13 protein-coding genes are annotated in these 11,734 nt (G+C 37.3%); 7 read left to right on the plus strand and 6 right to left on the minus strand.

The window, feature by feature from the left end; genetic code table 11:
* The first annotated feature begins 197 nt into the window (after window positions 1-197).
* Window positions 198-389, plus strand: a complete 192-nt coding sequence (locus H6G57_RS20465) for a hypothetical protein (RefSeq protein WP_190521847.1) — start codon at window positions 198-200, stop codon at window positions 387-389.
* A gap of 222 nt (window positions 390-611) precedes the next feature.
* Here the strand turns inward: H6G57_RS20465 and H6G57_RS20470 are convergent, their stop codons facing one another.
* The 3 genes from H6G57_RS20470 to rd are packed head-to-tail and all read right to left on the minus strand — an operon-like array spanning window position 612 to window position 2,338.
* On the minus strand, window positions 612-914 hold the full coding sequence (locus H6G57_RS20470) for a Dabb family protein (RefSeq protein ID WP_190521849.1): 303 nt from the start codon (window positions 912-914) through the stop codon (window positions 612-614).
* A gap of 2 nt (window positions 915-916) precedes the next feature.
* Window positions 917-2,164, minus strand: coding sequence for an NAD(P)/FAD-dependent oxidoreductase (locus H6G57_RS20475; RefSeq protein WP_190521851.1), 1,248 nt, complete (start codon window positions 2,162-2,164; stop codon window positions 917-919).
* Window positions 2,165-2,173: 9 nt separating this feature from the next.
* Window positions 2,174-2,338, minus strand: coding sequence for a rubredoxin (gene rd / locus H6G57_RS20480; protein WP_072717232.1), 165 nt, complete (start codon window positions 2,336-2,338; stop codon window positions 2,174-2,176).
* A gap of 95 nt (window positions 2,339-2,433) precedes the next feature.
* Between rd and H6G57_RS20485 the strand changes: the two genes are divergently transcribed.
* From H6G57_RS20485 to H6G57_RS20500, 4 genes are read left to right on the plus strand one after another with little or no spacing between them, the layout of a single operon-like run.
* Window positions 2,434-3,138 (plus strand): polysaccharide deacetylase family protein, encoded by a 705-nt coding sequence (locus H6G57_RS20485; protein ID WP_242049042.1) that lies wholly within the window; start codon window positions 2,434-2,436, stop codon window positions 3,136-3,138.
* Between the two features lie 43 nt (window positions 3,139-3,181).
* The gene (locus tag H6G57_RS20490; RefSeq protein WP_190521853.1) at window positions 3,182-5,635 is read left to right on the plus strand and encodes a hypothetical protein; all 2,454 of its coding nucleotides are present in this window, start codon (window positions 3,182-3,184) and stop codon (window positions 5,633-5,635) included.
* A 12-nt stretch (window positions 5,636-5,647) separates the two neighbouring features.
* Window positions 5,648-7,225 carry an S-layer homology domain-containing protein gene (locus H6G57_RS20495; RefSeq protein WP_190521855.1) on the plus strand — a complete coding sequence of 526 codons (1,578 nt, stop codon included), beginning with the start codon at window positions 5,648-5,650 and terminating at the stop codon, window positions 7,223-7,225.
* Window positions 7,226-7,275: 50 nt separating this feature from the next.
* Window positions 7,276-8,226, plus strand: a complete 951-nt coding sequence (locus H6G57_RS20500; protein ID WP_199314387.1) for a class I SAM-dependent methyltransferase — start codon at window positions 7,276-7,278, stop codon at window positions 8,224-8,226.
* 352 nt (window positions 8,227-8,578) lie between these two features.
* On the opposite strand, the gene H6G57_RS20505 is transcribed toward H6G57_RS20500, so the two are convergent.
* Together H6G57_RS20505 and H6G57_RS20510 are read right to left on the minus strand one after the other, a co-directional pair.
* Window positions 8,579-9,019 carry a hypothetical protein gene (locus H6G57_RS20505; RefSeq protein ID WP_190521857.1) on the minus strand — a complete coding sequence of 147 codons (441 nt, stop codon included), beginning with the start codon at window positions 9,017-9,019 and terminating at the stop codon, window positions 8,579-8,581.
* Between the two features lie 21 nt (window positions 9,020-9,040).
* A complete protein-coding gene (locus tag H6G57_RS20510) occupies window positions 9,041-9,388 on the minus strand; it encodes a hypothetical protein (protein ID WP_079681424.1) in 348 nt (115 codons plus the stop codon).
* A gap of 223 nt (window positions 9,389-9,611) precedes the next feature.
* Here H6G57_RS20510 and H6G57_RS20515 point away from each other — a divergent pair, with 223 nt between their 5' ends.
* Window positions 9,612-10,973: an AAA family ATPase gene (locus tag H6G57_RS20515; protein ID WP_190521859.1), complete on the plus strand. Its 1,362-nt coding sequence runs from the start codon at window positions 9,612-9,614 to the stop codon at window positions 10,971-10,973.
* A gap of 166 nt (window positions 10,974-11,139) precedes the next feature.
* Window positions 11,140-11,592 carry a hypothetical protein gene (locus tag H6G57_RS20520; protein ID WP_190521861.1) on the plus strand — a complete coding sequence of 151 codons (453 nt, stop codon included), beginning with the start codon at window positions 11,140-11,142 and terminating at the stop codon, window positions 11,590-11,592.
* A gap of 7 nt (window positions 11,593-11,599) precedes the next feature.
* Here the strand turns inward: H6G57_RS20520 and H6G57_RS20525 are convergent, their stop codons facing one another.
* Window positions 11,600-11,728, minus strand: a complete 129-nt coding sequence (locus tag H6G57_RS20525; protein ID WP_375539542.1) for a transposase — start codon at window positions 11,726-11,728, stop codon at window positions 11,600-11,602.
* Between the last annotated feature and the right edge of the window lie 6 nt (window positions 11,729-11,734).

The following is an 11,734-nucleotide window of genomic DNA, read 5'->3' on the forward strand; positions in this document are numbered from 1 at the left end:
TCAAATAGATGGCCGTTTTCTATTAATGCGGTTGGGCGCTGGATCAAAGTCCTGAAATCCTGTATAATTTGGGGGTAAGTCTGGCGTTTAGTATTATTATCGTCCTATTGATTTTGAAAATTATTGATCGTAGAATTAAACTTCAAAAATAGGTTAATCTAAAGCCAGATTCATAAAAATTTTGAGGAGATAAATTCATGGGAAAACAATCTAAACTCAAACAAAAACGACAAGATTTAAAAAATAATCCTCCTGAAGTATTACCTGTTAAGGAGGATCTTGATCCGACTCATTTTGTCGAAACAATGGAAAAACAAGGTTATCAGTTAAAAACTTCCAATTCCTGTCCCAATCTTCCCCAAATAGAGGATGGAAAGCCTCAACTTTAATCTAGGATGAGCTTAACCTAGTCATAATACCTAAATTTTTAATGGACAGATATAGCAATCTGTGTAGGATTTATGAAAAAGTTCTGTAGGGGTGATGTCCCTCCAAACCTAGGCGCAAAGAGGGTTTGGAAGGACATTACCCCTACAATAAAATATTACAACCTATTGGAGATTGCTATATAGGGGTTTATGATAGTAAAAACCCATCCTACTTGATGAGAATTAGGGGTAAACATCAAAATCAAAAGCGATCAAATCATCTAAATAATTTAAGACCATTGCTTTAACTTTCTCATGTTCAGGATGGGGTAAATAAGCATCTCGATGGTCGGCTGTTTCAAAGGTCATAATAAATCCATGAGTGTAGCCTTGATTTAATCCTTCAGGACTAGAATAGGGGCCACCATTAAACTTAATTATCCCCGGAATTAAATGTTTAAGTTCAGCTAAATGAGTAAATATCTGATCAATTTGATCGGGACTAACTTCGGGTTTAAACTTGAGCAAAACAAGATGTTGAATCATGATTAAATGTCCTTTAATTTGCCTATAGATTGTCCGGCTAACCATGCGGTTGTCCAAGCACTTTGAAAGTTAAATCCTCCGGTAATTCCATCAATATCTAACACTTCTCCGGCTAAATATAACCCTGGACAACAACGACTTTCCATCGTTTTAAAGTCAACTTCTTTTAAGTTTACACCGCCACAGGTAACAAATTCTTCTTTAAACACACCTTTTCCTGTAATCTTATAGCTTCCTTGGGTTAATTCTTGAATCAGTTGATTTAAAGATTTATTAGAAATTTCAGACCAGCGTTTTTCTTCATCAATACCAATATAATTAACCAATTGTTTCCATAGCCGACGGGGTAAATCAAAAGGACAATTTGCAGCAATTAACCGCTTAGGAAATTCAGATTTTAAACCTAATAATTGCTGTTTTAATTGTTCGGGATGTTCCTGGGGTAGCCAATTAATTTGTAGCGGAGATTTATAACCACAATCATATAAAACCCGTGCCCCCCAAGCCGATAATTTTAAGATAGCAGGCCCACTTAATCCCCAGTGGGTAATTAATAACGGCCCCGTTTGTTCTAGTTTCGCTTGAGGCAATTTAACCCGAACTGAACTAACGGAAACTCCGGCTAAATCTTGCAGCCTTTGATCTTTAATATTAAAGGTAAATAAAGAAGGAACGGGAGGAATAATTGTATGTCCTAAAGCTTGGGCAAAGCGATAACCAGAGGGGTTATTTCCCGTTGCTAATAAGAGGCGATCGCTTTCTAAAATTTCTCCAGTTTTCAGTTGAATTTTAAAGGGATAAGTGTTAGAATTATGATGAGAAATAGCAGCAACAGCAACTTGAGTTTTAATCCTAACGCCTGCCTGTTCAGCAACCCGCATTAAACAATTAACAATTGTAGCAGAATCATCCGTTGTCGGAAACATTCGCCCATCAGATTCTGTTTTTAATTGCACCCCATGACGAGTAAACCATTCAACAGTATTTTTAGCTTGAAATCGACTAAAAGCCCCCCGTAATGCTTTACTTCCTCTGGGGTAATTCTGAACAAATTGAGTCGGTTCAAAACAAGCATGGGTGACATTACAGCGCCCCCCTCCAGAAATTCTAACTTTGGCAAGGGGTTGCTGTCCGGCTTCCAGCAAAATGACTTGAGTATGGGGGTGGTGAGTTGCACAAGTAATGGCGCCAAAAAAACCAGCCGCCCCGCCGCCAATTACAATCACTTTTACCGGATGTAAACTAGACAAATTAATCCTCTATTCTTCTATTACTTCAAAATCTTTTTTTTCAGCTTGGCAAAGCGGACAAATCCAATCTTCGGGGATCTCTTCAAACGGTGTATCTGGATCAATACCCCCATCTGGATCACCGTATCCGGGATCATAGGTATAGCCACAGACTGTACAAACATACTTTTTCATGGTTAAATTTGTCCATAAATTGCTGATCAATATCGTACATTTTTTGTAACTCTATTCGAGTTTATTTATGCAAAGTTTTGTAAACTTTAATTACCATGAAACATCCTTTTCATTTTAAACTGCAATTGGCTCCCTTTTTTCCCTATTTACATCCGCTTTTAACCCCAACTTTTCCCCGTTGTTTATGGACGGGGGATTTATCTCAACCTGAAATTTGCTTAACCTTTGATGATGGGCCCCATCCAGACTATACTTTAGAATTATTAAAAGTTTTAGATTCCTATCAGATTCCAGCCAGTTTTTTTTGGTTAGGAAAATCGGTAGAACGCTATCCTAAAATTGCCCAAGCCGTCTATCAACGCGGTCATTGGATTGGATTACATGGTTATCAACATCAATCCTTCCCTTTCTTAACAGAAATAGAATTAAAAAATAGCTTAGAAAAAACCCAAGATGCTATTTTAAAAGCCTGTGGTCTTGAGCCTGAATTTGTCTTAGATGTCCGTCCTCCCAACGGATTATTTTTACCGCAAACATTGACTTTATTAACAAGCTGGGGATATCGTCCCGTGATGTGGAGTGTTGTACCGGAAGATTGGGTGCATCCTGGGGTTGATGTCGTGACTTATCGCGTGATCAAACAAACTCGAAATGGTTCAATTATTGTTCTCCATGATGGGGATTACGGGGGAAAAGATGTCGCAAAAACGGCTGAAAAAATTATTCCTAAACTATTAGAACAAAACTATCAATTTGTAACAATTCCTAAATTTTGGCAGTCAGCGAAACCGATGATATGATTAGCAATGTTAGCGTTTTAATTTCAGTTTACCCAATGATATCATGGTGCTAAAACCGGAAACCGATCCTACCACAGGTCAACTTCGCTTAGTTGGAGATAATACCCCCGAAGATGTGAGATTCTTCCCTGGAGAATTAGCGGTATTTCCATTAGGTGCTTTTTTATTAGGAGGAGATGATACCGTTCGAGGGTCATCTGATCCTGAACGAATTTATGGAAATAGAGATAATGATCTTTTATTTGGAGAAGGGGGAAATGATACCCTTTTTGGAGGTCAGGGAAACGATCAAATTTTAGGAAATCTGGGTAATGATCTCCTATTTGGAGAAGATGGAAATGATCAATTTTTTGGGTTTTTAAATCCAGATAATCCTTCTCAATTAGCAGGTCTTGAAGGAGATGATACCATTTATGCGGGGTCAGGAGATGATCAAATTCGAGAGAATGAAGGCAAGGATTTAATATTCGGAGGTCAAGGCGATGATGAATTAAGATCGGGGGTAGAAAATGATATCATTGAAGGTAATGACGGTAATGATTTTATTGGAGGAGAAGATGGGGATGATACGGTTTCTGGTGGGAATGGAAATGATCAGGTTCGAGGGGATGCGGGAAATGATTTAGTGACAGGAAATGCTGGAGATGATCAGCTATCGGGGGGAACAGAAAATGATACTTTATTTGGGGGTCAAGGGAATGATCAATTGACCGGAGATGCAGGAGATGATCGCCTGTCTGGGGATGAAGGAATTGATACTTTAATCGGTGGAGATGGCAAAGATATTTTTGTTATAGAGAGTAGTCAATTAGGCAGTAACCCGGAATCATCGGAGACAATTGTAGATTATAAACCCGGAGAAGATATTATTTTTTTAACGGGGGATTTAGGATTTGAAAATTTAACCCCTAAACCCGACCCTAGAACTGAAAATAGCACTATTTTAGAAGCTAAATTGGGAGGAATTGTTGCGGTATTACAAGGGATTAAACCCGATCAAATTAATCGATCTAACTTTATTATTCCTGGAGTTGTAGAATTTAGTTCAGATGAATTTGCGGTTAATGAAAATGGGACAGCGATCAACCCCGTTACGGTTGTTAGAAACAGTGGAAATGATGGGGAAATTAGCGTCACCGTTGTTCCGGTTCGTACCCCCTTAACACCCCCTGATAATCAAATCAATACAAATCCCATTGTTGTTAATTTTGAAACTGGAGATAATACCCCTAAAATTGTTACGATTCCCATTGTTAATAATACTGTTCCTAATTATGCAGCGAATGTTCGTTTAACGTTAGAAAATCCCACAAATTTTGCTCAAATGGGAACCCCTAATCAAGCTTTGTTAAACATTATTGATGATGAAATTCCCCCTGCTTCTGTAGGAACTTTAATCAATCCCATTCCTGAAACCTCTGCTGAATTTGGTTCGGCTTTATCCAGAGTTAGTAATAATTTTGCGGTAGTCGGTGCACCGGGTCAAACTAATAATCAAGGAATTGCTTATTTATTTGATCTGACTACTCAACAACCCACATTAACCTTTCGTAACCCTTCCCCCAGCGCTGGTAATTCATTTTTTGGTGAATCTGTTACGACAACATTAGAAGATAATGTCATTATTGGTGCGCCTCAAGATAATAGTTTAGCACCCAATTCAGGGGCAGTTTATGCCTTTAGTACCGCCACAGGAACGCCCTATTTAGTCCTGAATAATCCGACCCCAGACGTCTTTGATTTATTTGGCTATTCCGTTGCAACTTTAGGTAATAATGTTATAGTCGGTGCACCCAATGATTCTACATTAGCACCCGGAGGAGGAACAGTTTATTTATTGGATGGAAATACAGGTCAATTATTACAAACCTTTTTCAATCCTAACCCTCAACCGAATGACTTTTTTGGGGCTTCTGTTGCTGCGGTGGGTGGAGATAGAATATTAATTGGTGCACCTGCTAGTTTAACACCAGGAGGAGGACAGCAACCCGGTGAAGCTTATATTTTTGATAGTGTTACCGGACAACTTTTACAAACCTTTAGAAATCCTAATCCAGGGTTAGATAATTTTGGTTATTCCGTCGCCTGGTCGGGAATTGGTCGAGATATTTTAATCGGTGCGCCTGGAGATGACTCAGGAGGAATTAATACCGGAACAGCGTTTTTATTGGATGGCATTACCGGGGCAGTTTTACAAACCTATAATGCCCCTATAATAGAGGATAATAATCAATTTGGTCAAGCTTTATCCTTAATCGGAAATGATGTTTTAATCGGTTCCCCAGGTTATGGATTAGCAAATTTAGGAGGAACATTCCGCTATGAATTAAGAACAGGAAATTTACTCCAAACTTATTTAAGTCCCGTTACGGATAATTCCGATACAGACTTGAATTTTGGAGCATCTGTTACCAGTGTTGGTAATCTTATATTGGTGGGTGTTCCGGGTTTGGATACAACCTTGGCGAGTGTCGGTGCTGTTTATCAATTTGTTTAAATTAGGAGTAATATGAAAAAGAAATCTTACCTTCCCCAGCTTAAATTATTTATTGTTGTTCTTTTAGGAGTCATCTTAACTCATAAATCTTTACCCTTAGTTTATCCCGTTTTAGCCCAAAATCCTAAAACCTTTGAGGATATAAAAGGTCATTGGGCACAAAACTGTATTGAAGAATTAGCTCAAAAAAATATTGTTAAAGGCTATTATGAAGATGATACTTTTCGTCCCGATGAACCCGTAAATCGAGCAGAATTTGCAGCGATTATCAGTCAAGCTTTTCCTAAAATTCCTAAAACTGAAAAAGCCATTGATTTTGTGGATGTCCCTACGGATTATTGGGCTTATAAAGCCATCCAAAATGTTAATCAAAGAGGGTTTATGTCAGGATATTTAGGCAGTATTTTTAATCCGTTATTAAATATCCCTAGAGTACAAGCCTTAGTCGCCTTAGTTAATGGTTTAGATTATAAACCAAGTCAAGTTTCCTCTCAACAATTAACCCAAATATTTGAGGATGGGTCAGATATTCCTGAATATGCAAAAAAAGCGATCGCAACAGCAACAGAAAATTGGTTAGTCGTTAATTATCCCAATGTTCGACGATTAAACCCCAATAAACCGGCGACTCGTGCGGAAGTTGCGACTTTCGTTTGTCAAGCCATTTCCGCAGATCAAAAACAAGCTTTAGTTCCCACTGAATATATTGCTAGAGTAGCAATTTCTGAACCTTCACAAGCCCAGTCAGAACCCAAACCGAAACCATCAACCCCTGCGGTTACAATGCAACCCCAAACAACCCCTCCAATTGAATCCAGACCGGAATCCTATCCCGAAATTAAGGATTTAAAGGTACAAAAAACTGCAAAATTAGGGGATATTAAAGCTGAATTATTAGCAGATTCCGATACTACAATTCAGTTAATGCAAATTAAAATTACTAGAAAAGGAGATTTAGTCTCTGAAGATGTTGTGACAATGGCAACTTTAGCAGCACCGGGGGTTAAAACCGTTAAAACCGGGAGAGTCCTTGATTTTAAAGTGTTAGATTTAGATAATGATAAAGAACCTGAAATTTTAGTAGATTTATTAATTGATGAGGATAACAATCGTAAAAGTTACTATTCGATTATTTATCGATATAGCCCCATAAAAAAAGAATATCGAGATGTGCAACAAAAATGGGGTTTAACGTCCTATCGACTGAATACAGAGAACCTAGAAACCCCGATTTTGATTCATTATGATCAACGATTTAGCCAACAATTTCAAGCTTATACTCCAGAACTACTCCCGTTACAGATTTTTCAATATCAGTTTGGAGAATTTCAAGATGTAACTCAACAATATAAGGAGTTTCTCAAAGAGCATAACTCTGTTTTATTGCAAGAAATCAATAAACGTCGTCGCCTTAAACAAGATTTAAAAGCAGTGGTAGCCGCTTATTTAGCCCAACAGTATTTATTAGGTGACGCCAATGCAGGTTGGAAAACGATTGAAGAACTGTATCAAAACCCTGACAGAAATCAATTTTTTCCTCAACTTCGCCAATGGTTGAAAAAGACAGGATACACTGAAGGATCTTCATGAAACATTTTATGATAGCTTAAGACTTGCTATATATCATTCATTTTCAAACCATGATTAACGCCAAACTAAAACCAGACTGGGCAGGAGAAGATTTTCTGTCTCAAATTGTTAACGTTTTAATTCAAACGAAACCGCTTTATAACTTAATGAAACTTCAAGCGAGACAAGTTTTAATTAAAACGGCTGAAAAAAATGGGGTTCAGTGGCGAAAAACTTGCCAAGAATTAGACGCATCGGGAGCTAAAGAACTTTTACAAAGTGTTACTAATCCTAATATTCAATATCCCGATTATTATCAAGTTCCCTTTCATGCTTATGATGAAGGAAATCTCTGTTGGTTAGCCGCCTTTGAAGCTGAACCTGCAACAAAAGCAATGGGTTTGCGAGTTTGGCCTAAAGAACAAATTACCTGGGAAACCGCAGAACATCGGTTACGGTCTAGCTTCCATGAAATCTTAGGTAAATATTGTCCTGAACGAGTGGAAAATGTGTTAGATATTGGTTGTTCTGTGGGGATGTCAACTCTGCCATTACATCGTTATTTAGTTCAAAAATACGGTCATAATATTAGAACAGTGGGGTTAGATTTATCACCTTATATGTTAGCGGTGGCAAAAGTTCGAGATACCCAGGGGGAAATCGCCGAATGGAGACAGGAACTCGCTGAAAATACCAGTTTTCCTGATAATAGTTTTGATGTTGTTACCCTGCAATTTCTATTACATGAACTCCCGAATAAACCCAGTCGAGATATTTTTCAAGAAGCCTTCAGAATTTTACGACCAGGCGGCTGTTTAGCCATTGTTGATAATAATCCGAAATCAGAAGTGATTCAGAATTTACCTCCAGCGTTATTTATTCTGATGAAAAGTACCGAACCCTGGAGTGATGAATACTATACGTTTGATGTGGAAGAAACCTTAAAACAGGTTGGGTTTGATTATAAAATTACCCTTCCCAGTGACCCTCGCCATCGGACAATTATTGCAATTAAACCCTAATGTACTTTAGGGCTATCTTGATACTAAAATCTAGGAAAGCAAGCAACCCTTGGGAAAAATTCGAGCTATTTTTTGCCTAGGTTAAAAATAAACCCGAATTTTCCCTGCGTGAATTTGTTGGGATCTTTCCAGATTTTAGCAAATTCACCGATGGGAGTTTTAGCATTACAAAAGAGCGTAGGGTGCGTAAGGCAAAGCCGCACGCACCATTTCTCTGAGGCAACCTGAGTAATTATCAGGAGCAAATATTTTTAAATTTCATGTTAGATGGTGCGTGCGCGGAGCTTACGCACCCTACGATGAATGTGGTTTTAAGCCATTTATACAACGGATTTGGACTTGCTAATAAAAGTTAAGAACACCGACCTGTATACTTCATGAATGCTTTAGGATCTGAGGAAATTCGCTTAACAAGATGAGCATTATACCGTTGTCTGTATTCCAGTTGTACTTGAGGGTTTGGAAAGCCACAAAAGCTACCATTACCAAAACTGAAATATCCTGAATTGCCAAAATCAAAAAATGCTCTAGGAACTGGACAAAGCCCAATATACTTATACGTTGAGATAGCGGTTATATTTAGATCAGGAGCAGGTCTTGATCTTCTAAAAATATCAAGATGTCCAGGTTTACTAAACGCACAAATTGTTCCACCAGCTTTAGCATATACTGACCCATTATAGGCGAAATATCCATCAATATTCTCTGGCATTGTCTCAGCAAAACCGGGTTTTTGTGCAGCAGAGACTACTATAATACCAATGATTACTGAACTCAGAAAATAACGTTTCATATTGTTTTTAAGTGAGTTACTTCAAATCATAGTTGCTATAACTTGCATAAGTTCAGTCAGATTTACTGTGACTGTTCCAAATGGAGTATCAACTCCAAAATGTAATTTGTTGGGATCGGGGTTGCGAGGATTAATATCGCCAGTAGCATGGGTTGTCAAGCTGTAAGTAATGATATTCTTATTTCCATTAAATGGAATGTGAATAGTGGTGACTTGTCTATGTCGAATTTGAACATCGTAGCTTAGGATTCCACTGTCACTCAACTGTAGTTTTTTTATTTCTGAATCACCATCATTGCCAATACAGATTGAATCAAAGTAATTTTCTAAAGCACTAGCAATTCCTGTACCCCGTAAATCTCTTGACATTGTACCTCCAAGGTCTAACTATTGATTCAACCACTGGATGTAAGATAATATTCTCTTTGGTTAGCTTATCCGCACATCTGTGTGTTACTACAGTCATAAACGAAAACCAATTCCTCTGTCAGTCGGATCGTGTCGGAACTTTTTCCTAAAAAATTCCTAAAATGTCGGAAAAAGATCGGAAAGATCGGATAAAATTGGATAAAACTATCAGTCTCACCTCGCTATGGATATTGCAGAAGTATTGAAACTAGCCGATAAATTGCTTTTTACCCATACAGGCGAACATTTAGACCTTCTGCAAGAAACAATTCTTAAAGGAACATTACAGGGCAATAAATATGCTGAAATTGCCTCAGAAAATTATTTAAGTGAAGGTCATGTTCGAGATACTGCATCGGAATTATGGCAAACTTTATCGAAAACGTTAGGGGAAGATATTAATAAATCAAATGCACGGTCTATTTTAGAAAAAATTACTATCTATAACAGTGTTTCATCTGGAAATTTTATTAGTTTTCATCAAATCAGTATTTGTCCAAAACAACAGAAAAAGCCTAAATGTTGTCCTCTATTTAAACCCTCTGAAAACAACCATTTAGACCTAGATGCTACACCAGAAATTACCGCATTTTTTGGACGAGATAATGAACTAAACACTTTAAAAACCTGGTTAATTCAAGATCATATCCGAATGATTACCTTAGTTGGGATACTTGGAATTGGCAAAACGACGCTGGCTGTCAAACTGATTGAAGAAATCCAAACGGAATTTCAATATATTATTTATCGCAGTCTCCAGTATTGTCCAACTATAGATATTTTTCTAACAGATTTACTGCAAAGTGTTGTTTCTCCTGCTATTTTTCCAAATACTCTAGATCGTCAAGTTAATTTATTCCTAAAATTTATTAAAAAACATCGCTGTTTAATTATTATTGATGATCTGCAAATGCTCTTTGAAACCGGACAATATGCGGGTCAATATAAACCGGAATTTGAAGGGTATTATTTATTATTTAAACAAATTGCCGAATTATCTCATTCCAGTAGTTTCTTATTAATTACTAGCGAACAACCCGAATATTTAACAGTCGATAGTCCTAAATTTTTTAGGTCATTAAAACTATCAGGATTAGGAGATTGTGCTACAAAAATTTTAAAGCATAAAGAATTATTAGATCAAGACAATTGGCATGATTTAATTGAAAAATATCAAGGTCATCCCTTATGGTTAGAAATGACAGCTACGATGATTCAAGAACTATTTTCTAGCCGAGTCACGGATTTTTTAGCTTATCCTTCCTTCGTATTAAGCAATGAAATCACATTTCAACTGAGTCGTTTATGGAATAGATTAACCGAGTCAGAACAACAGGTGATCAATTATTTAGCCAAACAAGAAAATGGGGTTGCTTTGATGCAGGTTTTACAAGAAATTCCTGATCAACCCACAGATATATTAAAGACTATACAATCGTTAAAAAGACGTTGTTTGTTAGAAGATACTAGCCATGCAGATCAACATCACGCTTCTTTACTAAAGATTAATTCAATTTTAAAATATTATATTATCTCTCAACACTAACAAAACTTATGCAGAAACCGGGTTTCTGAACAAAAGATGGTGCGTGCGCGGAGCTTACGCACCCTACGATTGAAGTTAATCAAGGCGAAACCCAAAACATTCCTTTAATTCCGTTAGTGGGGTTATCTGCTACGGTTAATTGGTATTTGCAAAGGAGTTTAAGATTATGAAAACCTTAACGCAATTGTATGATGAATATGAAGGCGATTTTATCGATGGGATGATTAATCGCTTTAAATTTTCGGGGAAACAAGAAGTCGTTTTTCGCAAACGCTTTATTAAAGATAATGATGGTTGCCTTCATCAGAAACTTGCTGATAATTTTACAAAACATTTAATTGATAAGGAATCCCAAGATGCCACTCAAATTTTTAAGCAAACATTAGCCGCCATTTGTGACAAGCTGGAAGAAATCGGATGTCCAAGCAGTAAGGGTGCGGAACGCTGGAAAAATTGCCGACAGTGGTTGCGGGAAGTTATGTTTTTGCAATGGGCAAAAGAACAGGGTTTAATCAAACCAAAATCCATTGATGAATGTTGGCAGGAATTAAAGGAAAAAGTTGCTCATCAAGAAGGATTAACCGTCGAAATACCGGCTCTCCTATACTTATGGTTATAAGTAAGGCTTATATAAAAAGACAAGCTAGTAGCTTTTCACGCATCATCTCAAAATTTTTGAAGCCATAGCTTTGACGAAGAATTAATTTGATCCGGTTATTTAATCCCTCCATGACTCCACTGGTTGTTCGATTAATAAAATA

This window comes from Planktothrix sp. FACHB-1365 (assembly GCF_014697575.1).
In the GTDB taxonomy this organism is placed as follows: domain Bacteria; phylum Cyanobacteriota; class Cyanobacteriia; order Cyanobacteriales; family Microcoleaceae; genus Planktothrix.